Genomic DNA, 24,737 nt, shown 5'->3' on the forward strand with positions numbered 1-24,737 from the left:
GTCGGGCTCCTGTCTTACCAGCGGCGTTCAAAACGACGGCGCAGGATGACGGCAAGGGTGTTCATCGAAATCAGGAACACGAGCAGGATGATGATGCCACCCCAGGCGCGTTCGTAAAAGGCCGGATCGGCGCGTTTCGCCCACTCGTAGATCTGTGCAGGCATTGCAGAGTTCGGGTCCAGCAGACCACTGGCAATGCCATCAGGCGCGTTGGATGCGATAAATCCGACCATGCCGATCAGCAGCAGTGGTGCCGTTTCCCCCAGCGCCTGTGCCAGGCCGATGATCGTGCCGGTCAGAATTCCCGGGGCGGCCAAGGGCAGCACATGATGGAAGACCGCCTGCATTTTCGAGGCACCGACCCCAAGCGCGGCGTCCCGGATGGACGGCGGAACCGCCTTGAGAGAGGCACGGGTCGAGATGATAATTGTTGGCAGGGTCATCAGCGTCAGCACCAGACCACCAACCAGCGGAGCGGACTGTGGCAGGTGCATGAACTGGATAAAAACGGCGAGACCCAGGATACCAAAAACAATGGACGGGACCGCGGCGAGGTTGGCGATATTGACCTCGATAAGGTCAGTCCAGCGGTTCTTTGGGGCAAATTCTTCCAGATAGATCGACGCGGCGACACCGATGGGCAACGACAGCACCAGTACCACCAGCATCATAAAGAAAGACCCCATCATCGCGACGCCGATGCCAGCGGCCTCTGCGCGGCTTTCAGACGCGTCAGCACCGGTGATGAAGTCCATGTTAAAGGTCTTCTCGACAATTCCGAGCGGCACAAGTGCATCGACAAGATCAAGGTGTTCTGCATCAATATTCTTGTCCCGCGCGACATCCTCGCGCATGACACGGTCCTTGAGGTAGCCGTCAACGCGGCTGGAAGCCAGAATGCGGAACCCGATGGTTTCACCAATCAGGGTCGGATCGGCAATCACGACATCGCGCACCTGCGCGGCTGCGGAGGCTGAGATCAGTGCCTTCATGTCCTTGCTTCTGGTCAGTGGCGTCTCAATGCCGGCCTGCTGGACCGCGTCGAAAACGGCCTGCTGGATCAGCGGTGTGTAGCCGAAGGTCGACACCTTTGCGATGTCCGCAGGGTCGCGGTTGCCTTTTTTGTCCAGCTTGGCCGGATCCAGATAGACCTGCACGCTGATGAACGTCTGCTGGAATGCGCCCGTGCCACTGGCGAGGATCGACGTCAGCAGAACAATCAGACAGAAGATGCCCGTCGCGATGCCTGCGATGCCGTACATCCGGAACCGGGCCTCGGCGGCCTTGCGCTTCTGGGTACGGGCATCTGGCGATGTCAGCGACACAGATTTTTTGCTGCGGGGCGTGACAGGCGTGGTTGCATCGGTCATTCGTACTGCTCCCGGTATTTGCGCACGATGTAGAGGGCGAAGACATTCAGGCCGAGGGTCAGCACAAAAAGCGTGATCCCAAGGGCAAAGGCTACGAGCGCCTCAGGCGAGGCGAAATCACTGTCGCCAGTCAGCTGAGAAACGATCTTGGCCGTGACCGTGGTCATCGCCTCAAAAGGGTTGAGCGACAGTCGGGCTGCGGCCCCTGCCCCAAGCACCACGATCATCGTCTCGCCAATTGCGCGGCTTGCCGCAAGCAGAATGGCGCCGACGATTCCCGGCAGTGCGGCGGGCAGCACGACCTGTCTTATGGTTTCGGACCGTGTTGCACCCAGGCCGTAGGATCCGTCACGCAGTGACTGTGGCACGGCATTGATGATGTCATCAGACAGCGAGCTGACAAAGGGGATCAGCATGATGCCCATCGCGATGCCCGCCGTCATGACGGACCGTCCGCCGCCCATCCAGCCAAGCCCCTCGTTGCCAAAGACGGACACCAGCATCGGGCCGATTGTCAGCAGGGCAAACAGGCCATAAACGATGGTTGGAATGCCCGCCAGAATTTCCAGCAGCGGCTTGGCGATACCGCGCACGCGGGCGCTCGCATATTCCGACAGATAGATGGCCGAGAAGAGGCCGATCGGGACGGCCACCAGCAGTGCCACAATCGAGATATAGATGGTGCCCCAGAGCAGCGGCAGAATGCCCAGGCTGGACGCGCCGCCGCGCCCGGAAAAGCTCGGTGCCCATTCCAGCAGGGTAAAGAAGTCAGCCGCAGGATAAAGCCTGAAGAACTCAACCGTGTTAAAGATAAGCGACAGAATAATGCCGATGGTTGTGAGAATTGCGACAGAGGCTGCGGCGATCAGAATGGCAAGGATGCCCTGTTCCACAACATTGCGCGCCCGGAAGTCGCGGCCGCTTTCCCGGATGCCCCATGCAGCTCCGGCAGCGGCCACCACAAGGACGGCAATGCTCATCAGCAGACCCGAGCTGGCGCTCATCTGCCGGTAGGCCTGAGCAGCGCGCAGCATAGCGGGGGATATCTCGCTGGTCACAACCTGACCTGCGTCTTTCAGTGCCTGGGTAATACCGGCTGTATCGGCCGTGGGGGAAAAGGCATCCTCTGCACGCATGGCACCGGCAGCCACCGCATTGTCCAGTCCTTCGGCCGTGCGGCGGACTTCTGACATCACCAGCCCCATGCTGGAGCCTTCAGCGATTTCGCTTTGCGGGATCATCCCCGATATGCGGTTTTCAAGGACAAGAGGCTGCACCAGCATCCACAGGATCAGCAGGCCAGATGCCGGCACCACAGATTTCATGAAGGCATTGGACCCATAGTACACAGGCAGTGAGTGCAGGAGCCTGCTGTCGCCACCAGCGCTGGCAAGAGCGCGCCCGCGGCCCAGAACAAATCCTGCAACAGAAAGCGCCAGGATCAGCAGCAAAAGCCAGAGTAAAGGCATGGTTCCCCCGAAGAAACAGTCGGGCCCGACAGGGGCCCCGGTGTTTGCCCCGGGCGGCCTCTGCCGCCCGTTGCGAATTGATTTTCAGACCGTCCGGGTCAGGATCAGCTGCCGCCGCCCATGACTTTTTCGTCAAAAACGGCTTCCTGCGTGGCGAGCAGTTCGGGGTCAGAGACCAGACCGTATTCCGCCAGCGGGCCATCGGGGCCGGCAATCTCGTCGGCGACGAAGAATTCGGCGAATTCCTTCAGGCCCGGGATGACACCGATGTGCGCTTTCTTGATGTAGAAATACAGCGGGCGGGACACAGGGTACTCGCCGGCAGCGATGGATTCGGTTGTCGGCTCGACACCCGCCATTGTTGCCACTTTCAGCTTGTCTGTGTTGTTCTCGTAGAACGCCAGGCCAAAGACACCGATTGCGTTGGCGTTAGCGTCAATGGATGCAAGGGTCTCGGTGTAATCACCGTCGATGTCCACGGAGCGGCCATCTGTGCGGACCTCAAGGCAGGCATCTTCTGCATCGTCTTCGGACATGCCACCGGCAATCATCGCTTCCATGGCACCTGTGGCTTCACAGCCTGCCGCGATGACTTTTTCCTCGAACACTTCGCGGGTTCCGTGCTTGGTGCCGGGGATGAAGGCCAGGATTTCGGCATCTGGCAGGTCTGCGTTGAAATCAGACCATCTGGTGTATGGGTTATCGACCAGCGCGCCGTCTACCATCACTTTCGGGGCCAGAGCGTTGAAGATGTCGGACTGCGTGAACGCGGTGAAGGCCGGACCATCGAACTGGCTGGCAAAGACGATACCATCGTATCCGATGCGGACTTCGATGATGTCTGTCACACCGTTTTCAGCACATGCCTTGATTTCTTTCTCGCGGATCGCGCGGGAGGCATTGGCAATGTCGGTATGCTCGGTTCCAACGCCCTGGCAGAAGCGCTTGAGGCCCGCCGAGGAACCGCCGGATTCGACGACCGGTGTCGGAAAGTCAAAGTTTTCGCCGAAGGCTTCCGCGACAATAGACGCATAGGGCAGCACGGTGGATGAACCAGCGACCTGAACCTGATCCCGGGCGACGGCGGTTGTGGCCGACAGCGCGGCCAGAGCAAGCGCGGATGTTGTGAGTTTTACGAACGACATGGTGTCTCCTGTCATGGTTTCGCGAATCTGATCACCCCCAATGGCGACCCTGCCCCGTGACCTAAGGATCACGCGCTATGCTTTTGTGACAGTTGCGTAACAGTTTTATGACAGCGTCCCGGTGGATCGGAAAAATTCCTGAAAAGCTTCACAGAACCGGGTTGTGCAGTGTTTTGCAGAGGATCAGGGCCGACCGGCGTCAGGTGCCAGCGGCAGAATCACCGTAAAGCAGGCCCCCTGCCCCAGCTCGCTCTCGACGCGCAGGCGACCACGGTGACGGTTGATGATGTGCTTGACGATCGCGAGGCCGAGACCCGTTCCTCCCAGCGCCCGGCTGCGGTGGTTGTCGGCGCGGTAAAACCGTTCTGTCAGGCGCGGCAGGTGCTTTGCATCAATGCCTGGGCCCCGGTCGATAACATCAATGCGCACGCCCATGGCCCGCAGCGACGGATCCCGTTCGGGTGCGGCAACCTGCAGCGCAACCAAGCCTCCCGTCCCGCCATATTTGATCGCGTTTTCAATCAGATTGGTGAAAACCTGCATCAGCTGGTCAGGGTCTCCGATCAGCTCTACGGGCGGGTCCGGCATCTCGCTCGTCAGCTTTACCCCGGCCTCGTCTGCCAGCGGCGTAAGCGTGCGGAGTACACTGCTCAGCAGATCGTTCAGTACAAGACTGTCTTTGGGTCGGACGCGTTCCTCGTCCTCAACCCGGCTCAGAGAGAGAAGATCACCCACCAGCCGGTTCATCCGGCCCGCTTCACCCTCCATGATATCAAGGAACCTGTCGCGCGCCGCTTCGTCATTCCGCGCGGGTCCGCGCAGTGTTTCGATAAATCCCATGAGCGCGGTCAGAGGGGTGCGCAGCTCGTGGCTGACGTTTGCCACAAAATCCCGGCGCATCTGACCGGCCTGCTGCAGATGCGTGATATCCCGAAAGCAGATCAGAGTGATCTTCATGGCGCTGATCACCCGGACCGTTACCTCAAAGGTGATATCCCGGGCGCCGTCCCCGGAAAGCCAGGTTGCCGTTCTGGGCTGGTCGTCACGCAGCGTGCCCTCGATCGCATCAATCAGTGCAGGCTGCCGGAGCATCGTCACATAGTTACGCCCTTCCACACCGTCGTTGATCAGCCTGCGGGCTGCCGCATTCGCCGCAGAAATTCTCTGCGAGCTGTCAATCGCCAGTGCAGGCATCGGGATCGCGTCAAGAAACTGGCGGACCGCCTCAGACATCTTCTGCCCCTCAGACAGCCATTGCCGCAGCAACGGCACCTGTAAAGACACCACAGAGCGCTTCGGGATCTTCCAGACCAACGGATATCCGGAAAAATCCCTCGGACATGCCCAGAGCATGGCGTGCCGCGGATGTCAGAGCCCGGTGCGACGAGGACGCAGGATGCGAGATCGTCGTACCCACATCGCCCAGCGTCGGGGCAAAGGAAAGCCCGTCTGCTGCCCGGGTAAAGGCATTGGCCTGCGCCCTGCCCCCGTCAATCTCGAAACTGACCATGTTACAGAACCGTCCCTGCATCAGATCGTCCAGCAGCGCCCGGTCAGGGTGATCTGCACGTCCCGGATAGAGCACCCGTGTAACACCTTTAAGTCCGGAAAGGTGATCAGCCAGGATCGCAGCCGTTGCCTCGGCGCGGTCGTAGCGCAGTTCAAACGACAGCATACCGCGTTCGGCGAGCCAGCAGTCAAAGGGGCTGGGTGACATGCCGGCAGTGACCGTAAATACCCGCAGGCGATCGTTCAGCGCCTCGTCGCGCGCTGTAACGTATCCCAGCATGACGTCGGAGTGTCCGGCAAGCAGTTTGGTCACAGAATGCAGAACGACGTCTGCGCCATGCTCAAACGGCCGGAACGCGCGTGGAGTGGTAAAGGTGTTGTCCACGACGAGCAGAACACCGGTTTCCCGCGCCAGTGCCGCCAGCGCCCGGATATCGGCAACCCGCAGCGTCGGGTTGGAGACCACCTCGACCAGGATCATCCGCGTCTCAGGGCGGATCGCGGCGCGCATCGCGCCGATATCTCCGGGATCGACCATCGACGTGGAAACACCCAGACGCGGCAGGTCCTCGGACATCATGCGCAGTGAACGCCCGTAAAGCTGGTTGCCGCCGATCACGTGATCGCCGGTGCTGGTCAGCCCGAGCAGAACCGCAGATACCGCCGCCATCCCGGACGAGGTCATGACCCCCGGATGCGGCGCACCCTCCATCCGGTCGAGACGCCCGGCGACCACATCCGCATTGGGATGTCCTTCGCGGGAATAGGTGTACCCCTGCAGTCCGCCCTCGTACTGCTGATCCAGCATATCAGGCGTATCCGAGGCATAGACAACGGACGGGCTGAGCGGCGTGACAACCGGGCGTGACGCAGAGGCCGGCAGCGCATCGGGGCGCATCAGCGAACCCTTTTCGTTTTTCATATCAAACCTCTGTCGGGCGCAGTTCATCCCGGAACCGGCGCATATTGTCCTGATAGTGCCGTGCCGAGGCAGTCAGGCCGGCAATGGCATCTTCGTCCAGCTGGCGAACGACTTTGCCGGGCACACCCATCACCAGACTGCCATCAGGAATGACTTTGTTTTCTGTAATCAGCGCTCCGGCGCCAATCAGGCAGTTATTGCCGATCTGCGCGCCGTTCAGGATCGTGGCCCCCATGCCGATCAGCGAATTGTTCCCGATGGTACAGCCGTGCAGCATCACCTTGTGACCGATCGTACAGTTCTCGCCGATGGTCAGCGGATAGCCTGCATCGATGTGAAAGACGCAGTTTTCCTGCACGTTTGAACCGCGGCCCACCCGGATTTCTTCGTGATCAGCCCGGATAGTGGCGCCGAACCAGACCGAAGCGCCCGCCTCCAGAACGACCTTGCCGATCAGGTTGGCGTCCGGAGCTACCCAGGTATCCGGGTGGATTTCCGGCGTGTTGTTGCCCAGTGCGTATATCGTCATGCCAGATCCTCAAATTCAGACTGCAGGGCGCGCACATGTCCGGTCAGGCCAGGCTGCTGGCTGCGGCGCAGGCGCGTGGCCTCGATAATTGTGCGCAGCCGGGTTTCGGTCTCATCCAGATCATCATTCACGAGGACATAATCATAACTGCCCCAGTGGCTGATTTCGTCCCAGCTCTTGTCCATGCGCCGGGCAATGGTGTCGGCATCGTCCTGGGCGCGCTTTTCAAGACGGGTCCGCAGCTCGGTAATCGACGGTGGCAACAGAAAGATCGACAGCGTATGCGCGCTGAGCGACGAGTTGGTGATCTGCTGTGCACCCTGCCAGTCGATATCAAAGAGCACGTCACGGCCGGCATCGATTGCTGCCTGGACAGGTGCACGCGGCGATCCGTAAAAATTGCCAAAGACATGGGCGTGTTCCAGCATGCCCTCGCCGGATACCTGAGCTTTGAAATCGGTCTCACTGACAAAATGGTATTCGCGGCCATCGACCTCGCCGGGTCGTGCGGCGCGTGTTGTGGCCGAAACGGAGAATTCAATTTCCGGATCCCAGTCGCGCAGCCGCCGGGCCAGTGTTGATTTGCCTGCACCCGAGGGGGAACTGAGGATGATCAGCAGACCACGTCGTGTCGCACTCATGTTTTACTCCACATTCTGCACCTGCTCGCGCATCTGGTCGATCAGGGCCTTGAGAGCCAGTCCACAGCGCGTCAGATCGGTGTTCTGCGCCTTGGAGCACAGTGTATTGGCTTCACGGTTGAACTCCTGCATCAGAAAATCAAGCTTTCGCCCGACCGGGCCGCCCCTGGCGATCAGGTCCCGGGCGGCGTCCACGTGAGCCGCGAGCCGGTCGATTTCCTCGGTGATGTCGGATTTGACGGCCAGCAGGGCCAGTTCCTGGGCAACGCGGTCCGCATCTGCACCATCGCTGTTTTCCATCACGCGGGACAGATTGCGATGCAGTGTCTGAGCCATCTCCTCTGTGCGGGCCGCTGCCAGAACGGCGGCTTCGCCCGTCAGACGCGCAACCTCATCCAGCTGCCCGGTCAGGACCGCTTCAAGCGCTGCCCCTTCGGTTTCGCGCATGCCGTTCCATGCAGTAATGAGCGCGGTGGCCTCCTGCGTCAGCGCCGCGAGCAGCGCATCTGTGTCGTCTGCCGACCCGGTCTGTTCCAGAACCCCGCGCTGACCCAGCAGATCCGACGCCCGTGACGGGGCAAGAGAGACGCCGGCGTCCATGGCACGGGCCTCAATCTCGGCCAGGGCAGCCAGCATCATATCCAGCTGAGTACTGTTGATCTGAAGCGCACCAACGTGCTCTTCGCGGGTGACACGCAGTGCCAGCGTGACATTGCCCCTTGTCGTTGCGGCTGCCAGCTGTTTGCGCAGCGCAACCTCCAGACCCCCGATCCAGTCCGGCACACGCAGACGCAGATCCTGCCCCTTGCCGTTCACGCTGCGCAGCTCCCAGCTCCAGGAGTGCGGCGACAGACTGCCGGTTGCCGAGGCAAAGCCTGTCATTGAACGGATCATTGTGTGTTCCTCTTCACAGATACAGCGCGTGATCAGCCTTATGGTGAAATCCGACACAAGAGCAACCCCCGGCACCGGGTCGGCGGTTAACCAAAAGCGGAGTTAGAACCCCATTTATGAAAAATTGTTGGTATTAATATTTCATCAACGATTAAGGCGGGATATGGGCAAATCTTACTGAGAGGCGCCTGCGGACCGCGAAAAAGCAGCGCACGGGCATTTACCCGGCGGAAGGAAGAGTTCAGACAATGGACAATTCGGGTCAAAACAAGCACAATGTGGTGGACATGACGCAGCACGTTTCAAATACCGGCTTTTCGCCAATTGCACAGGTTGAGGCCTACTGGGAGGCGCTGCGTGGCACGCGTCTGATGCCCAGCCGCGCCGAGATTGACCCCCGCGGCATCGAGCAGGCGCTGGAATATTCCTTTATTGTTGAACGTATTGCGCCGGGTATCGCACGTCTGCGGATTGCCGGCAGCCATCTGAGTGACCTGATGGGTATGGAAGTGCGCGGCATGCCGCTGACCTCATTCATCACGCCGGGATCGCGTCGTCAGGTCAGTGATACGCTGGAAGAGGTTTTCGAGACCCCCGCAGCCTGCACGCTGCACCTGCACTCCGAGGAGGCCTCGGGAATGCCTGCACTTGATGCGCGTATGCTGCTGCTGCCTCTCAAGAGCGATCTGGGCGATGTAAGCCGCTTGCTGGGGGTGCTGATCGCTGTCGGCGATCCGGGCCGCAGTCCGCGCCGCTTTGATGTTGTTCGCAGCTCTCTGCGCCCGATTGTGAACGGCGCCGCGACACCCGTTGTCAAGACAGGCAGCAAAGTCCCGGAACCCGAAAAACCGGCGTTGCGCAAGCCAGCTGCGGCAACTCAGGAAAAGCGCAAAGAGCGTGAACCCGCGGGTTTCGCTGAACCACGGGCGGCTTTCCGCACCGAAACACCACGCAAGGATGCGCCTTACCTCCGGCTGGTGAAGTCAGACGACTGAAACAGAATTTCCTTTGATCAGGAACGGGCCGCTTCTGCAGAACGCAGAGCGGCCTGATTTTTTGTGCCGACCCGCAATCTGCGCGCAGGTTGCGCAGGCCGGGCCTGGTACCAATGCCGGTTTCGGAGAAAAATTCAAAACCATCGAACCCGGGTTCGGACGGACAGGTAAATGGTCAGACAAGGATACCCGGAACGCCCGGGATACGTCATAACCGGCAAAATCTGTTTGGATTGCGGCCTCAGGGAGGATTGCCCGGATTGACTGGTCTAAGTCCATCCGGATGCAAAGGTGTTGCTGAAGGTGCGGCGAAGCATCCTCGTCCCGCAGTTTGTCACGCACGGTCAGCAAACCGATGGACGCACACCCACGCAGTGGCAATCAGCCAGCGCCTGCGGCCTGCCGCCAGCCCATCCAAAAGGTCAGAGCGGAATTGCGCCAGAACCTCAGCCGGTTTGCGATGCCGTTCAGTACCGGCAAACGCTTCGCGCATTTCTGCGGGAGTCTGTGCCGGACACCCTGTTTCTGCATGAAACAAACATGACCACGTCCCGGATGGTTCTGATCCGGGCCGGGTGACATTGCATCTGAAAAGGTGCGCGCACGCCCGGGATATCCGGGCGTGACGCCGGCGACTGGTCAGCCTGCCGCTTTTTCCTTGTGCGCCGCCCGGCGGTCCGAAAGCTCTTCGGCCACGAGGAACGCCAGTTCCAGCGACTGGCTGGCATTCAGGCGCGGGTCGCAGGCGGTGTGGTAGCGATCTGACAGGTCTTCATCGCTGACGGCCCGTACACCACCGGTGCACTCGGTTACGTCCTGCCCGGTCATCTCGAAATGCACACCACCGGGCACTGTACCCTCGGCACCATGCACGCCAAAGAACTCGCGCACCTCACGCAGAACGGATTCAAACGGCCGCGTTTTATAGCCCGAAGATGATTTAATCGTATTGCCGTGCATCGGGTCGCAGACCCACGTTACATTGGCCCCCTCTTCGCGCACGGTTTTGATCAGGCGTGGCAGATGCTCGCCGACCGACCCGGCACCGAAACGGGCGATGAGGGTCAGACGGCCCTCTTCGTTTTCGGGGTTCAGCTTGGCCATCAGCACCTTAAGATCGTCAGAGGTCATTGTCGGCCCGGCTTTGAGCCCGATGGGGTTCTGCACGCCGCTGGCGAACTCGACATGCGCGCCGTCAGGCTGACGCGTGCGGTCGCCGATCCAGATCATGTGACCGGAACCTGCCAGCCATTTGCCGGTGGTGCTGTCCACGCGTGTCAGCGCTTCCTCGTACTCGAGCAGCAGCGATTCGTGGCTGGTATAGAACTCTACGGTCTGCAGCGTGTGGGCTGTGTCGGAATTGACGCCCGCCGCCGACATGAAATCCAGCGTGTCAGAGATGCGCGTGGCGATCTCTCTGTAACGCTCTGCCTTCTCGCTTTCGGTGAAACCGAGCGTCCAGGCATGCACCTGATGCACGTCTGCGTAGCCACCTGTCGAAAATGCGCGCAGCAGATTGAGCGTGGCGGCGGCCTGCGTATAGGCGCGCATCATTTTCGACGGATCCGGGATCCGCGCATCGGATGTGAAGTCCAGTTCGTTGATGATGTCGCCGCGGTAGCTTGGCAGCTCAACGCCATCCACTGTCTCTGTCGGCGCGGAGCGCGGCTTGGCGAACTGACCGGCCATACGACCAACCTTGACCACCGGCACCTTGGCACCGTGTGTCAGAACAATTGCCATCTGCAGCATCACCTTGAAGGTGTCGCGGATCGCATCCGAGCTGAACTGCTCAAAGCTTTCGGCGCAATCTCCGCCCTGCAACAGGAAAGCCTCGCCGCGGCCTGCGGCTGCAAGGTGCTTTTTCAGGCGGCGTGCCTCACCGGCAAAGACCAGAAGCGGAAACCGGGAGAGCTGTTCCTCGACGGCTTTCAGCGCCTCCTGATCCGGATAATCCGGCATCTGGATCCGCGGTTTTGCACGCCAGCTTGATTTGCTCCATTCACTCATTGTCGGTACTCCGCTTTCCGGCCCGCAGTGCGAGCGCTACCATCTCAGCGCTCTCTATACAAAAGCCTTTCAGGAGTGACCATATCACAAATTCGCCCTCTTGACGTCGCTTTCGGCTCGTGACCAAGGTGGCCGTACACTGTGGCCGCCAGCGACCCGGTGAGGGAAAGACCGGTATCACGAGGCAGCAATGTCCACACAGCAACCCGCTACACGCATTGATGCTCCGGCTGAGCGACCTCAGCGCTTTGTCTTTGTCCTGTTGCATGACTTTACGATTTTGTCCTTTGCCTCTGCGGTGGAATCGCTGCGGATCGCAAATCGTATGTCCGGCCGGACGCTCTATGAATGGACGACCCTGGGCGAAGACGGCGAGGCCGTCAGCAGCGCAGGCATCCGGTTCAAGGTCGATGGCGATCTTGAGGATGTGACACGCGACGATGTGATCATGCTGTGTGGCGGCGTGAATGTTCAGGACGCGACAACCAAACGTCTGTTGGCGTGGCTGCGGCGCGAGGCGCGCAAAGGCCCGGTGATCGGTGGTCTTTGTACCGCCGGGCACGTGATGGCCAGAGCCGGTCTGCTTGATGGGAAAAAGGCAACGATCCACTGGGAAAACCAGGACAGTTTCGCCGAGGATTTTGAGGATGTCACGCTGACCAAGTCTGTGTTTGTGGTGGATGGCAACCGTCTGACCACGGCGGGTGGGACTTCTTCCATTGACCTGATGCTGAAACTGATCGCGGACAAGCACGGTGAGGAACTGGCCAATCTGGTGGCCGATCAGATGATCTATTCCTCGATCCGCACTGACCAGGACACCCAGCGCCTCTCAGTGCCAACACGGATCGGTGTGCGGCACCCGAAACTGTCGTCGGTGATCCAGATGATGGAAGCCAACATCGAAGAACCCATCAGTCCGTCAATTCTGGCAAAAGACGTTGGTATGAGCACCCGGCAGCTGGAGCGGCTCTTCCGGCGGTATCTGAACCGCAGTCCGAAACGCTATTACATGGAACTGCGTCTGCAGAAGGCCCGAAACCTGCTCATGCAGACGGATATGAGTGTGATCAATGTGGCACTGGCCTGTGGCTTTGCCTCGCCCTCGCATTTCTCGAAATGTTACCGCGCGCATTATGACACGACCCCCTACCGCGAACGGGGCAGCCATGCGGCGCGACTGTCTGTCTGACTGACGCGTCCGGTGCCTGTCGGATGCCTGGTGCGAACAGAGGGCATAAGGGCGTGAGCACGCGTGCGTCTCAGCTGCGCCACCCGACGATTTCTGCGGTGGCGGGCATGGGGTGCGATGGCTTTTTTCAAGACAATGCGACGGGTTTCATGAAGGACAGAACACCGCGCGGCTGATCTCCCCACCCTCCCCTTTGCCGCTCGGTTGCCACCTCAGAGCGCAGGAATTCACCTGAGACGGGAGAGCGCATCCGGCCATTGAATCGGTTCGGCAGACGTATAGTCGCGTTGGGTGCCGTCGTAGCCGTACCTGACCCGATCATCGTAAAACACAACCCAGAGGGCATAGTTCATCACCAGCAGCCTCATTTCTGCTGTATGATTTTCCTCTGGCGGAGCGGGTGTGAAGTAAATGTCGTTTGTCAGCGTCCCGTTTTCATTGCTCCCGTTGTAGTAAAAAGTCTGTCCCTGAGAGACACGTTCCGGTGACGGGAACGCCGGCGATGGCTCGACCCCTTCGGGCAGCATCAGACCATATCCCAGAGGCAACCCGTCTTTTGCCGTCGACAGCCGCCATTTCCCACCGCTGATCTGCCACTGGATCTCACCTGCTGTGTCCGGCGTCCGGGACAGGTCGTACATCAACTCCACAGTGTCCATCAGCTCGGGCAGATTACGCACAGTGTGCCGGATGACCCCCCAGAAAGTGCCGCGGCCCGGTATCCCGTCGACAGCGCCGGTATAAAGACCCTGCTCTGCCAGAAAGCGCTGCAGATCCTGCCACTCTTCGGGTGTGCCCCCGGGCGTGTCGCTCCAGACCGGAATGCCGGTGTCCCAGGCGGGCAGCTCAAACGCGCCGAAATGCTTTGTGATCATCCCGGGCGGGTAGCCTATAATCATCATCGCATCGCGATGCCGGTCGCGATGATCAGACATCTGCGCTGCCAGGCCAGGGACCCCAGCGGCACGTTCAAGCATCAGTCCGGCACGTTCGTGATCTCCGCCACCTTCGCCTGCGATAATAAAATCTATGACGCTCAACGGCCCGTCCTGCATGTCGGGGGACCCCAGAGTGGCCCATGTACCCGGGGCGCTCTCATGCGACAGAACATGATCGAAGGTCTGTACGTGACCTCCGAGCGCCGCGACATGCGCAACCTGAAGGCCGTTCACTGCCTGCGCCGAGATATCCGCGCCAAGCGAAAGCGCCCATTCCACCAGCAACTGGTCGCCGGCTTCCGCAGCAACCAAAAGCAACTGATCCAGGTCCTTCTGCTCAATATCCGGGTCTGGTGCCAGGAATTCCGGTTCGGGTCCGAACCCCGGTAACCCCGCGTTCTCCGCAAGCACTCGGACGCTGTAGCCCTCGTTGTTGATGCCCTCGAGCGATGCGCCCCACTCGTGAAGCAGTTGCGCGTTGTCAGTGCGACCCGCCATCAGAGCGTGCATCACCGCGGTCGTACCGTTTTCGTCCCTGATATCCAGTGAGGTATGGGATTTGATGATGACCTGCAGGCGATCCGGTTCAAAATGACGCGCGGCATGGATCAGGATAAGCTCATCCGCAATCCGGATGTCGTTGAGAGGTGCAATCTCCGCCGAGAAATCAGCGAGATTACGCAGGGAGCCGCTTAGGACTGTCTGGGTGTACTGCTCTAGGACCTGCGCGCTGAGTCCGTTCTCGTCGGCGCGTATGCCGGTGCCACCCAGGCAGAACAGTACAGCAGCGACAGCGACCAGCTTTCGACGCTGGTGCGTCATGGCCCGCCCCGGCCAAGCTCGCACGAACACCTCCCGCATTGCCGCATCTGATCTGCCGGGCAGGTGTATGTCGCGCCCGGTGTCTGACCGTTAAGTCCCTGGACGATACCACCAAGGATCCCGATTGCGGTGTTGATGTTCTGTTGCCTCTCACGTTCCCGCCGCAGCCTTTCCCGCCGCAGCCTTTCCTGTTCACGTTCAAAGTTTGCCTGATCCCGTGCCATGCGTTGGGCATCCAGCTCCAGCTGCCGCGCCAATGCGTCTAATTCAGCCTGTTTGCGCCTGCGTTCCTGTTCGGCGCGCACAACCGCCGCAGCCTGCGCGCGCTTTGCCGCGACCGGCGCCAGCACCGCCTGCCGTCTTGCGCGCAACTGTTCTGGTGCAACCACGCGGGGTGCGTTCCGGGCCTGTTGCGCCCTTACCCGTTTTTCTGCGTCACGATAGGCACGCACGGCAAGATAGGTGGCCGCAACCGCGCCAAGTGCTGCAATGGGTTCGTCGATATCGCCGGAATTTCGCAGCTGCACCAGTTGTGCAATTGTTCCGGCATAGGCACCCACAACAGCACTTTTGTCTCTGAGCGGTAGGTTATACTGCGTGTTCTGCACGCGGGTCATATGGGTGGCGTACTGACCTGCAAGCCTGTCGCGCTGCGCATAATACGCCTCGCGCTGCGCGGCAGTGGGGCGGGGGTTGCCGGCGCCGAACTGTTGCAGCGAGGCATCGAGATCGCCAAGCGCACGCTGGTTGAGGCGCCCGACTATTCTGCCACCGACCCGCGTCATCGCGTTTGACAGCGTGTAGGCACTCTGATCGCCCGTCATGCGCACGCCCATCATGCGCGCCACGCTCGTACCCGCAAGCTGCGTGTCACTGACCAGCCGGCCGGGCCCGTCGGGAAGAAAGCCGTAGCGCTCCTGCACTGCCTGCCCCACGGCGCTCTGCCCGTTTTCGCGCGCCAGGCGTTCCAGCTCGCGGCGTTGCTCTTCCTGTGCACGGGTGAACCGGCGATATTCTTCCAGCCGGGCTTCGCAGGTGATGCGGCGTTCACGGATTAACTGATCTGCATCGCAGACGCTCTGCGTGTGCTCTGTGCAGATGTCATAGTTTCGCAAAGCGCGCTTGCCGATATAGCAGACCTCTCCGAAAGCATGCGATGCGCTGTGTGGCTTGAGATAAATCGAGTGATAACACTGGTTGGCTCTGCGACCTGCCGCTTTCTTCTGTGTCTCCAGTGGTACCAGCCCTTCACGGCAATCCTGAAAGGATCGCGGGTTCAACCAGTCAGCATCAGCAACATGCGCCGACCCCAGAAGGCTCAGAACAGCAATAAGACCGACCGCAAAACGCATACCCGTTGACCCTTTCCACAGGCAGACGATACCATCGGCTTGTTTTCGCGTGAAGGAGTTTGTGCAGTGGTCGGTTCTGGGCGCAGTCGCTTTGGGACAGCGGTTGTCACAATGCTCATTTCGCTGGCATGGCCTGCTTCGGCGCAGGACACGAAAGGGGCCGCGCTGGCGGCGGCGATGCGGGCCCAGGATACCGCAGCGCTTGTCGAGATCGTAGAGGCGGAGCCGGACCGGGATGCATTGCGCATCGGGCGTACGCCCTTACTGCATTACGCCGTCATGCAGCATGACGCGGGGATGGTGACGGCTCTGCTGGAGGCCGGGCTCGACGTCAATGCGATCGGGCCGCGAGGCGATACGGCGCTGACCCTGGCGGTGGAAACCGATGCGGGTGATGTCGTGACCGTCCTGCTGGACAGCAACATTGACCGTGCGCTCACAGGCCGCGCGGGCCTGACAGCATCGGAAATCGCCGCGTTCCGTGGTGACACCGTTCTCGCGTTCCAGACACTGCCCTTTACAGCCGAGCGCAGAACAATCGCCAATGCGTGGCTGCTGGATGCAGCCGCACGCGGCGACACGGAAGCTCTGAAAAAAGCGGTTTCAGCAGGCGCCGATCTTGATGCGCGCACACCTTCCGGCGAGACAGTGCTGCAGGTTGGCATGGCCGCGCAGCAGGCGCCGACCATTGAATTTCTGAGTGAGCTTCCGTCCTGGCTTCGCGACAAGGCCCTGAACGAGGGAGATCTGAGAAGCCTGCTTGCTTTTACAATAGCAAGTTCTGCCGATGACCGAATGCGGCGCTTTGGCGTACAGGCAATTGAAAGACTGGTCTCCGCGGGCCTTGTGGATGCGGATGCCATCAAAAATGCGCTGCCTCTGCAGAGAAGGAAAGGTTCTGACGGCGTTGAAAGAGACCTCCTGCTCGATACCGGTGTTCGCCTTTCTGTTGTGGACGATCTTTTCCCGCAGGTGGTTCAGCCCCTGCCGCCGCTTGAATATGAGCTTCGCATGGATCGCCCGACGGGTGGACCGAAACCAGTTCACTGGAAGCGTATTCAGAGCACTCTGAAGGCCGAAGGACTGTACGACGGAAAGATTGATGGTCTTCCCGGAAAGGGAACCTATGACGGCATTCTTGCATATGTGATGGGCATTGCACCCCTCGTGGTTGAGCGTGCCGAATACGCTTACCACCGGTCGCGCGATGACAGCCGCCGATTTGGCCGTACCAGCACAAGGCGCAGTCAGTCAGATCAGAGTATTTTCCTCTTTGGCGAACGGATATTTGGTGTGTCCGGCCCTGAAGCCGTCGGGTATGGCGTGGCTTTTGAGGACGAGCAGCATTCGGGATATTTCGGTCACTTTTACAACGCGGTCAGCGTTCCCGCTTTTCGCCCGAATGGCTGGAAAAGCAGAAACATCAGCGTTCGTGACTGCCGCGATGGATTTGCCGGGGAAATCCGCGCAACGCTGCTGGGCAGTTCATTCGTGATCAGGCTGGGGGAAGACCCCGGTTATGAGCACAGCCTCCCAGGCGCAGACAGGTTCGTGAGCGGAGACATCGGCACTCTCCCCGGGGTGGCGTGTAAGTCTGTTTTCTGATCCGCAGAGGTCTTCACCAGGGGGTGCGGACAGCGCGGTCTGCCGAAACCCGCCTTCGGATCATGAGCACTCACTCTGCAGATGTGGATGCGGCACTGCGTCTCCGGTTACAGCAACCGCGGGGTATGTCGCAGAAGGCATGATACCTAAAAGCCTTTGTTTCAAACCCGCAACTGATGGCTGTCCCGGAGAAATATCAGGCGTGCCGTATCTTTCGCCTATGGCGCGGATATGCGGTAGACCGCTCCATTGCCGACGGAAATAAACCAGATGCTGCCATCCGGGGCCTGAACGATATCGCGCACGCGATCGGTGGCGCTGTTTTCGATTTTTGCGACCTCGCTTGCCGACTGTCCGTTCGCCTCCAGCCGCGCAATGTAGTCGAACTTGAGCGAGCCGACAAAAATATCGCCCCGCCACGCCGGGAACATGTCACCCGAATAGACCAGCAGGCCCGATGGCGCGATCGATGGGTCCCAGTAAAATGCTGGTTGTTCCATTCCGGCCTTTTCGGTGCCTTCGCCGATCTTTCCACCCGAATAATGCCGCCCGTAGGAAATGACCGGCCAGCCATAATTGGCACCTCTGCGCACGAAATTGACTTCGTCGCCACCCCGTGCACCGTGCTCTGCCGTCCAGAGGTTCCCCGCACCATCCAGACCCGCGCCCTGCGGGTTGCGGTGTCCATAGGACCAGATCTCCGGCAGCACACCGGGATTGTCCACAAAGGGATTGTCCGCCGGGACTGAACCGTCGCGGTTTACCCGGATAATGCTGCCGTTGTGGTTGCTGCGGTCCTGGGCCGAGGGCCGGTCGCCCCGGTCTCCGATGGTCAGATAGAGGCGGCCGTCCGTTGCCTCGACCACCCGGCTGCCAAAATGCCGGCCGCCGGATGATCCCGGCTTCATCACGAAAAGGTCGCGGAAGTTCTCAAGGCGTGTTCGGTCGGCTGAAAGCACCGCTGCAGCAAGTGCTGTTCCGCTCCCCCCGGCCTGTGGTTTGGAATAGCTCAACCAGAGCGTGCCTGAACTGGCAAAATCACGTGCGATCGTGATGTCCATCAGCCCCCCCTGCCCGTTGTCCTGTACCTGCGGCACACCGGCGACAGAAACAGGAGCACTGTTCCCGTCCGGATAATACAGCAGCCTTCCGTCCTTTTCTGTCACCAGAAAACTGCCGTCCGGCAGAATGCCCACGGCCCAGGGTTCATCCAGCCCCGTGACCACCGGAGCGAGTGTCGCCGTCTCCTGTGCGCGCGCTGGTGCAGCGACCTGTGCCGCTGTTGTGACGGCGAGCATCAGCGCTGTCGTCAGGAAAAAAGACTTAAACCGGCCTGTGGACATGATTTTTTCCTTATTTTTGAGCATATAACAAGAAATATAGGTGGGTCGCCATTTATTGCCACCAATGCGCGGCGCGCTGCATGGATGACGCTGCTGCCTTGCTTCTGAAATGCCTTTTCTTTTTGCTTTTGCCCGCTTACGCTGCCCCGCGAACGCAAAGTTCCAACTTGGGAGAAACCACATGAAAAAGATGCTTATGGCCACAACGGCTGCGGCACTCATGGCAACCACCGCAATGGCGGGTGGTCACGCAAAAGAAGTCAAACTCGGCATCCTGATCGGCTTCACCGGCCCGATTGAATCGCTGACCGGCCCGATGGCCGCCGGCGCAGAGCTGGCGATGTCCGAAGTGACAGAGAGCGGCAAACTGCTGGACGCCGCCAAAGTGACGCCGATCCGTGCAGACACCGGCTGTATCGACAACGGCCTGTCCACATCCAACGGCGAACGCCTGATCGCCGAGGGTATCAACGGCCTGATCGGTGGCGACTGCTCCGGCGTGACCGGTGCGATCCTGCAGAACGTTGCCATTCCGAATGGCATGGTGATGATTTCGCCCTCTGCGACGTCCCCAGGCCTCAGCACGGTTGAAGACAACGACCTGTTCTTCCGCACGGCACCTTCTGATGCGCGCGAAGGTCAGGTGATGGCGGAGATCCTGCAGGAGCGTGGCGTCAAGTCCATCGCACTGACCTACACAAACAACGACTACGGCAAAGGTCTGGCGGACGCGATTGAAAGCAATTTCAAGGCGGTCGGCGGCGAGGTGACAATCGTTGCCGCGCATGAAGACGGCAAGGCCGACTACTCTGCGGAAATGGGCGCACTTGCCTCTGCAGGCGGTGATCTGCTGGTTGTCGCGGGCTATCTGGATCAGGGTGGCCTTGGCATCATCAACGCGGCCCTCGACACCGGCGCATTTGATACATTCGGTCTGCCGGGTGGCATGATCGGTGACAGCCTGCCCGCGAACGTCGGCTCGGCGCTGAACGGTTCTTACGGTCAGATCGCAGGATCCGGCGGTGAAGGTATCGAAAAGCTGACCGCAATGGCAGGTGACGCGTTCGACGCAACCTCGCCCTACACACCGGAAAGCTATGACGCTGCAGCTCTGTTCATGCTGGCCATGCAGGCCGCTGACAGCACGGATCCGGCGGAATATGGCAAGCACATCCTTCATGTGGCCAACGCGCCGGGCGAGAAAATCTATCCTGGCGAACTGGGCAAGGCGCTCGACATCATCCGCGGCGGTGGCGATGTTGACTATGTCGGTGCTTCGGCGGTCGAACTGATCGGGCCGGGTGAATCTGCAGGCACGTACCGCATGATCGAAGTTCAGGACGAGAAAAACGTCACAATCGGCTTCAAATAAGCCGGTGATCTGACAGCCAGGCAGCCCGGAGGTCCCTCTCCGGGCTGTTTCAATAACAAGCGCTGGCAAAAGAAGCGCGGACAGGGGAATGCACATGATTGTCGTTGACGACGTGCACAAGCATTTTGGCGGCTTTCACGCCGTGGACGGCGCCAGCCTTGAAATCGCCGAAGGGTCGGTTACCGGTCTGATCGGACCAAATGGCGCTGGAAAAACTACTCTTTTCAATGTGATTGCAGGCGTTCTTAAACCGACGTCCGGCCGCGTCACTATGGCGGGCGAGGACATCACCGGTCTGCCGCCACATGAGCTCTTTCACAAGGGTCTGCTGCGGACGTTTCAGATCGCGCATGAATTCTCGTCGATGTCCTGCCGTGAAAACCTGATGATGGTGCCGGGCGGGCAGTCGGGCGAGAAACTCTGGAACACATGGTTCGGTCGCAAACGTATTGCGGACGAAGAGCGCGCGCTGAGAGCCAGAGCAGACGAGGTGCTGGAATTCCTGACGGTTGAGCATCTGGCGGATCAGAAGGCGGGCCAGATATCCGGCGGACAGAAAAAGTTGCTGGAACTCGGCCGTACAATGATGGTCGATGCACGGATTGTCTTTCTGGATGAGGTCGGTGCGGGCGTGAACCGAACGCTTCTGAATACCATCGGGGATGCCATTCTGCGGCTGAACAAAGAACGCGGCTATACTTTCGTAGTGATTGAACACGATATGGATTTCATCGGGCGCCTGTGTGATCCGGTGATCTGTATGGCCGAAGGCAAGGTGCTGGCGCAGGGCACCCTGGCCGAAATCAAGGCCAATGAACAGGTGATCGAGGCCTATCTCGGCACCGGTCTGAAGAACAAGGACAAGGTGGGATGAACAGCCTCGGTATCCTGTTGATGTCGCCTCGCTTTCGCGGTTTGCGCAGTACGCTGTGCCCGCACGCGCGGAAACGGCCGAGCTTGGCCGGTGAAATCCGGTCGGCGCAGACATGTCCGGCCGGCAAAGGCCCGGGAGGCGCGCAATGACCAGCGATCCCTATTCGGACCGGGGCAACCGCGATCTGTCTCTGGGCAATGCGGCAGGCATGGGTACAAGTACGCCGGTCAAGGAAGGCGGCAAAGCCTATCCGTCCGCCGGCGGGCCTTTTCTGATCGGCGAGAACATGACCGGTGGCTACGGTGCCGGGCCGGACATTCTGCACAACTGCACCATTGCTGTAGACCGTGGCGAAATTGCCGTGATCGTCGGACCCAATGGTGCCGGAAAATCGACCGGGATGAAGGCCGTCTTCGGCATGCTGAATCTGCGCCAGGGCCATGTAAAACTGGATGGTGAGGATATCACGGATCTGAGCCCGCAGGCACGTGTCGTCAGGGGCATGGGGTTTGTGCCGCAGACCTCGAATATTTTCACGTCGATGACCGTGCAGGAAAACCTGGAAATGGGGGCTTTCATCCGCACCGATGATATCCGTCCGACGATGGAGCAGATTTATGATCTGTTCCCTATTCTGCGCGACAAGCGCAACCAGGCGGCCGGTGAGCTGTCCGGTGGGCAACGCCAGCAGGTGGCGGTGGGCCGGGCGCTGATGACGCAGCCCAAGGTGCTGATGCTGGATGAGCCGACGGCGGGCGTGTCGCCCATTGTGATGGATGAGCTGTTTGACCGGATCATCGAGGTGGCGCGCACAGGCATCCCCATTCTGATGGTGGAGCAGAACGCGCGCCAGGCGCTGGAGATCGCCGACAAGGGATATGTGCTGGTGCAGGGGCGCAATGCATACACGGGGACGGGCAAGGAACTGCTGGCCGATCCTGAAGTGCGCAAGAGTTTTCTGGGGGGGTGAGGTAAATGAGGAAAAGCCTGATTTTCCCTCTTTTACGGCTGGCTTGCTTTTTTACGTTTTGTTTTCCTAGGTTTGGCGCCGCAGAGTTGTTCGCTCCCACCTTGTGCAGAGTGACCATGTGCGAAGTAGTTTCCGTCTGTATGTTGAGCGAAAACTGTGACGCGACGAAATGTGTTTCCGGAAGCTTCTTAGTGGAAATATCGGTGATCGGGGATCAATTGAATGTATTTTCGATCTCGTACGACAAAAAAAGCCGAGACTCGTTTGGCGCTTTTACCCTGGATTATGAGCTTTCAATGGATTCAGTAATTTCAGCAAAAATGAAAACAGACGAGTTTGTAAACTACGCACATATCGAAACTCTTGCGGACAATGAGCCCATTGAATTGACCATAGTAGAGCAAAAGCGTCTTTTCACGCAGGTAACCATCATTGCAGGACCTTGCGGAGAAATCGACTAATGGACTTCCTGAACGCAATCATCGCCCTGTCGAACTTTGTTCTGGTGCCGGCCATTGCCTATGGCAGCCAGCTTGCACTTGGGGCGCTGGGGGTCACGCTGATCTATGGCATTCTGCGGTTCTCGAATTTTGCCCATGGGGACACCATGGCATTCGGCGCGATGGTCACCGTGCTGGTGACATGGCTCTTTCAGAGCTGGGGCATCAGTCTGGGGCCGCTGCCCACCGCACTCCTGGCCCTGCCCTTTGGCATCCTTGGCTGCATGGCGCTGCTGCTGGCGACGGACCGTGTCGTCTATCGGTTCTACCGCGAGCAAAAGGCCAAACCGGTCATTCTGGTGATCGTGAGCCTCGGTGTGACCTTTATCATGAACGGTATTGTGCGGTTTATCATCGGGCCGGATGATCAGCGGTTTTCCGATGGTGAGCGCTTTATCGTCTCTGCCCGGACATTCCGCGAGATGACCGGCCTGCGCGAGGGGCTGGCGATCAAGACCACGCAGGGCATCACGGTGATCACGGCGGTGATCGTTGTCGCCCTGCTCTTCTGGTTTCTCAACCGCACGCGCACGGGCAAATCGATGCGCGCCTATTCCGACAACGAGGATCTGGCGCTGTTGTCGGGCATCAACCCGGAACGTGTGGTGATGATCACCTGGCTGATTGTGGCGGGTCTGGCGACCATTGCAGGCGTGCTCTACGGGCTCGACAAGTCTTTCAAACCCTTCACCTATTTCCAGCTGCTGCTGCCGATCTTTGCCAGTGCCATCGTGGGCGGTCTGGGCAACCCGATCGGGGCCATTGCGGGGGGTTTTGTCATCGCCTTTTCCGAAGTGACGGTGACCTATGCCTGGAAAAAGGTTGCCACCTATGTGCTGCCTGAAAGCATGGCGCCCGATACGCTGGTGCAGCTGCTGAGCACAGATTACAAGCTGGCGGTCAGTTTTGGCATCCTGCTGATTGTGCTGCTCTTTAAGCCCACCGGTCTCTTCAAGGGGAAATCAGTATGAACCCGGCAGTCAAAAACACACTGCTCTTTGCGATTGTCGGTGCGATGATCCTGTCGACGGGGTTCACGCAGAGCTGGAACTCGGCGCTGGTGATCATCAACATGGGGCTCATTTCCGCGATTATGGCGCTGGGGGTAAACCTTCAGTGGGGCTTTGCCGGCCTTTTCAACGTTGGCATCATGGGCTTTGTGGCACTGGGCGGTCTGGCTGCTGTGCTGGTTGGCATGCCTGCGACGCCGGGCGCATGGGCCGCAGGTGGCTGGAACATCGCAGGGGCGCTGATTTTTGCTGTCGCGACGATCGTGGCGGTGGTTCTGACCCGCCGGGCAATGACACCGGGCTGGATGCGGGCGCTGGTCACACTGGCAATGCTGATCGCAGGGTTTGTCATTTACCGTGCGCTGTTCGATCCGGGCGTCGAAGCCATTGAGGCGATCAACCCGGCCGGTACCGGGTATCTGGGCGGGCTCGGCATTGACCGGGGTCTCTGGGTAGCGCTTGCCTGGCCTGTGGGGGGTCTTTTTGCTGCAGGGGCGGCCTGGATTATCGGCAGAACGGCTCTGGGTCTGCGTTCTGACTATCTGGCAATCGCGACACTCGGGATCGCTGAAATTATCATTGCCGTTCTGAAAAACGAAGACTGGCTCTCGCGTGGTGTGAAGAACGTTGTTGGCCTGCCCCGTCCGACACCCTTTGAAATTGACCTGCAGAACGATCCCGGCTTTGTGGAAACAGCTGCGCTCTATGGTATGGATCCGGTGACCGCGTCGACGCTTTATGTCAAGCTCGCCTATGCCGGTCTTTTTACGGTGGTGCTGGTGATCCTGCTGGTCATGGCACAGCGCGCGCTCAACAGCCCCTGGGGCCGGATGATGCGCGCCATCCGCGACAACGAGGTGTCGTCTGAAGCTATGGGCAAGGACGTCACGGCCCGCCACCTGCAGGTTTTTGTGCTGGGGTCGGCTATCTGCGGGATTGCCGGCGCCATGATGACAACACTCGACAGCCAGCTGACACCCGGCACCTATCAGCCGTTGCGCTTTACCTTTCTGGTCTGGGTCATGGTGATCGTCGGCGGATCGGGCAATAATTTTGGCTCTGTTCTCGGTGGATTTCTGATCTGGTTTCTCTGGGTGCAGGTGGAACCCATCGGGCTCTGGCTCATGCAGGTGATTACGGCGGGGATGGCAGATGGCAGTGCGCTCAAGGCACATCTGATTGAAAGCGCGGCGCATATGCGGCTCTTTACCATGGGCATGGTGCTGTTGCTGGTGCTGCGGTTCAGCCCGCGTGGGCTGATCCCGGAGCGGTAAA

At 59.8% G+C, this 24,737-nt stretch carries 21 protein-coding genes; 9 read left to right on the forward strand and 12 right to left on the reverse strand.

Features of this window, described 5'->3' with window-relative positions:
* Window positions 1-14: 14 nt before the first annotated feature.
* From pstA to Q0792_RS01630, 8 genes are all read right to left on the reverse strand, one after another.
* The gene (gene pstA, locus Q0792_RS01595; protein WP_298835858.1) at window positions 15-1,370 is read right to left on the reverse strand and encodes a phosphate ABC transporter permease PstA; all 1,356 of its coding nucleotides are present in this window, start codon (window positions 1,368-1,370) and stop codon (window positions 15-17) included.
* A complete protein-coding gene (gene pstC / locus Q0792_RS01600) occupies window positions 1,367-2,839 on the reverse strand; it encodes a phosphate ABC transporter permease subunit PstC (protein ID WP_298835859.1) in 1,473 nt (490 codons plus the stop codon). Before pstC ends, pstA begins: the two co-directional genes overlap by 4 nt.
* Window positions 2,840-2,943: 104 nt before the next feature.
* Window positions 2,944-3,984 carry a substrate-binding domain-containing protein gene (locus Q0792_RS01605; RefSeq protein ID WP_298835860.1) on the reverse strand — a complete coding sequence of 347 codons (1,041 nt, stop codon included), beginning with the start codon at window positions 3,982-3,984 and terminating at the stop codon, window positions 2,944-2,946.
* Between the two features lie 183 nt (window positions 3,985-4,167).
* Window positions 4,168-5,217 (reverse strand): ATP-binding protein, encoded by a 1,050-nt coding sequence (locus tag Q0792_RS01610; protein WP_298835861.1) that lies wholly within the window; start codon window positions 5,215-5,217, stop codon window positions 4,168-4,170.
* A 10-nt stretch (window positions 5,218-5,227) separates the two neighbouring features.
* Window positions 5,228-6,415 carry an aminotransferase class I/II-fold pyridoxal phosphate-dependent enzyme gene (locus Q0792_RS01615; RefSeq protein WP_298835862.1) on the reverse strand — a complete coding sequence of 396 codons (1,188 nt, stop codon included), beginning with the start codon at window positions 6,413-6,415 and terminating at the stop codon, window positions 5,228-5,230.
* Window position 6,416: 1 nt separating this feature from the next.
* A complete protein-coding gene (locus Q0792_RS01620; RefSeq protein ID WP_298835863.1) occupies window positions 6,417-6,944 on the reverse strand; it encodes a gamma carbonic anhydrase family protein in 528 nt (175 codons plus the stop codon).
* On the reverse strand, window positions 6,941-7,585 hold the full coding sequence (gmk, locus tag Q0792_RS01625) for a guanylate kinase (RefSeq protein ID WP_298835864.1): 645 nt from the start codon (window positions 7,583-7,585) through the stop codon (window positions 6,941-6,943). Before gmk ends, Q0792_RS01620 begins: the two co-directional genes overlap by 4 nt.
* A gap of 3 nt (window positions 7,586-7,588) precedes the next feature.
* Window positions 7,589-8,479, reverse strand: a complete 891-nt coding sequence (locus Q0792_RS01630) for a YicC/YloC family endoribonuclease (protein ID WP_298835865.1) — start codon at window positions 8,477-8,479, stop codon at window positions 7,589-7,591.
* A gap of 287 nt (window positions 8,480-8,766) precedes the next feature.
* On the opposite strand from Q0792_RS01630, the gene Q0792_RS01635 reads away from it, so the two are divergent.
* On the forward strand, window positions 8,767-9,474 hold the full coding sequence (locus Q0792_RS01635) for a PAS domain-containing protein (RefSeq protein WP_298835866.1): 708 nt from the start codon (window positions 8,767-8,769) through the stop codon (window positions 9,472-9,474).
* A gap of 639 nt (window positions 9,475-10,113) precedes the next feature.
* On the opposite strand, the gene Q0792_RS01640 is transcribed toward Q0792_RS01635, so the two are convergent.
* Entirely contained in the window at window positions 10,114-11,484 is a 1,371-nt protein-coding gene (locus Q0792_RS01640; RefSeq protein WP_298835867.1) for a class II 3-deoxy-7-phosphoheptulonate synthase, read from the reverse strand.
* A 190-nt stretch (window positions 11,485-11,674) separates the two neighbouring features.
* On the opposite strand from Q0792_RS01640, the gene Q0792_RS01645 reads away from it, so the two are divergent.
* Window positions 11,675-12,676, forward strand: a complete 1,002-nt coding sequence (locus Q0792_RS01645; RefSeq protein WP_298835868.1) for a GlxA family transcriptional regulator — start codon at window positions 11,675-11,677, stop codon at window positions 12,674-12,676.
* 227 nt (window positions 12,677-12,903) lie between these two features.
* Here Q0792_RS01645 and Q0792_RS01650 read toward each other — a convergent pair whose 3' ends face one another.
* The gene (locus Q0792_RS01650; protein WP_298835869.1) at window positions 12,904-14,436 is read right to left on the reverse strand and encodes an ankyrin repeat domain-containing protein; all 1,533 of its coding nucleotides are present in this window, start codon (window positions 14,434-14,436) and stop codon (window positions 12,904-12,906) included.
* Window positions 14,433-15,788 carry a hypothetical protein gene (locus tag Q0792_RS01655; RefSeq protein WP_298835870.1) on the reverse strand — a complete coding sequence of 452 codons (1,356 nt, stop codon included), beginning with the start codon at window positions 15,786-15,788 and terminating at the stop codon, window positions 14,433-14,435. The genes Q0792_RS01650 and Q0792_RS01655 overlap by 4 nt, the downstream gene beginning before the upstream one ends.
* 66 nt (window positions 15,789-15,854) lie before the next feature.
* On the opposite strand from Q0792_RS01655, the gene Q0792_RS01660 reads away from it, so the two are divergent.
* Complete coding sequence (locus tag Q0792_RS01660) at window positions 15,855-17,393, forward strand: ankyrin repeat domain-containing protein (RefSeq protein ID WP_298835871.1); 1,539 nt, start codon at window positions 15,855-15,857, stop codon at window positions 17,391-17,393.
* A 218-nt stretch (window positions 17,394-17,611) separates the two neighbouring features.
* On the opposite strand, the gene Q0792_RS01665 is transcribed toward Q0792_RS01660, so the two are convergent.
* Window positions 17,612-18,736: a PQQ-dependent sugar dehydrogenase gene (locus Q0792_RS01665; protein ID WP_298835872.1), complete on the reverse strand. Its 1,125-nt coding sequence runs from the start codon at window positions 18,734-18,736 to the stop codon at window positions 17,612-17,614.
* A gap of 181 nt (window positions 18,737-18,917) precedes the next feature.
* Between Q0792_RS01665 and Q0792_RS01670 the strand changes: the two genes are divergently transcribed.
* From Q0792_RS01670 to Q0792_RS01695, 6 genes are all read left to right on the forward strand, one after another.
* Window positions 18,918-20,108, forward strand: coding sequence for an ABC transporter substrate-binding protein (locus Q0792_RS01670; RefSeq protein WP_298835873.1), 1,191 nt, complete (start codon window positions 18,918-18,920; stop codon window positions 20,106-20,108).
* A 94-nt stretch (window positions 20,109-20,202) separates the two neighbouring features.
* On the forward strand, window positions 20,203-20,982 hold the full coding sequence (locus Q0792_RS01675) for an ABC transporter ATP-binding protein (protein ID WP_298835874.1): 780 nt from the start codon (window positions 20,203-20,205) through the stop codon (window positions 20,980-20,982).
* Window positions 20,983-21,127: 145 nt separating this feature from the next.
* On the forward strand, window positions 21,128-21,952 hold the full coding sequence (locus Q0792_RS01680) for an ABC transporter ATP-binding protein (protein WP_298835875.1): 825 nt from the start codon (window positions 21,128-21,130) through the stop codon (window positions 21,950-21,952).
* Window positions 21,953-21,957: 5 nt separating this feature from the next.
* Window positions 21,958-22,413: a hypothetical protein gene (locus Q0792_RS01685; protein WP_298835876.1), complete on the forward strand. Its 456-nt coding sequence runs from the start codon at window positions 21,958-21,960 to the stop codon at window positions 22,411-22,413.
* On the forward strand, window positions 22,413-23,423 hold the full coding sequence (locus tag Q0792_RS01690; RefSeq protein ID WP_298835877.1) for a branched-chain amino acid ABC transporter permease: 1,011 nt from the start codon (window positions 22,413-22,415) through the stop codon (window positions 23,421-23,423). The genes Q0792_RS01685 and Q0792_RS01690 overlap by 1 nt, the downstream gene beginning before the upstream one ends.
* Complete coding sequence (locus Q0792_RS01695; protein WP_298835878.1) at window positions 23,420-24,736, forward strand: branched-chain amino acid ABC transporter permease; 1,317 nt, start codon at window positions 23,420-23,422, stop codon at window positions 24,734-24,736. Before Q0792_RS01690 ends, Q0792_RS01695 begins: the two co-directional genes overlap by 4 nt.
* The last annotated feature ends 1 nt before the right edge of the window (window position 24,737 follow it).

The organism is uncultured Roseobacter sp. (genome assembly GCF_947495025.1).
GTDB lineage: Bacteria > Pseudomonadota > Alphaproteobacteria > Rhodobacterales > Rhodobacteraceae > Roseobacter.